This window comes from Fulvivirga aurantia (assembly GCF_009711475.1).
GTDB lineage: Bacteria > Bacteroidota > Bacteroidia > Cytophagales > Cyclobacteriaceae > Fulvivirga > Fulvivirga aurantia.
In genome coordinates, this window is the sequence record NZ_SMMD01000110.1 from 1 (window position 1) to 529 (window position 529).

The 529-nt window shown below is 37.8% G+C and carries 1 protein-coding gene; it reads left to right on the forward strand.

The annotated features are described in order from the left end of the window. Positions 1 to 495, forward strand: a 495-nt coding sequence (locus tag E1176_RS00245; protein WP_155208591.1) for a porin family protein, incomplete at its 5' end; no start/stop codon positions are given. Positions 496 to 529: the final 34 nt, after the last annotated feature.

Below are 529 nucleotides of genomic sequence, written 5' to 3' on the forward strand. Positions count from 1 at the left end.
GGTGCTAATGCTCAAGTAGCATTAGGAGTAAAAGGAGGTCTGAATTTTGCCAATGTAAGTGTAGAAGATGCCGTTGAAGATCCGGATAGTAAAACAGGATATCACTTTGGTGCTTTTGCAGAAATTGGCCTTGGAGGAATTCATTTACAACCTGAGTTACTTTTCTCAGCTAAGGGTTCAGATGATTTTGACCTGACATATCTTGAAATACCAATACTACTCAAGAAAAACTTTGCAAAAGTACTTAACGTACATCTTGGTCCTCAGTTCGGATTTTTAACCAGTGCTGAATCAAATGATGTGGACATTAAAGATGGTCTTAAATCCTCTGATCTTAGTGCAGTCGTTGGTGCTGGTGTAAATCTTCCTGCCGGTTTGACTGGTGGCGTAAGATACGTGTTTGGTCTATCAGATATTGATGATAATGCCTTCGAAACTGAGATTAAAAATAAAACGTTGCAACTGTATGTCGGCTGGAAATTTGCAGGCAACTAATTAATACATCAATATTTATAAAAATAAAAAGCCC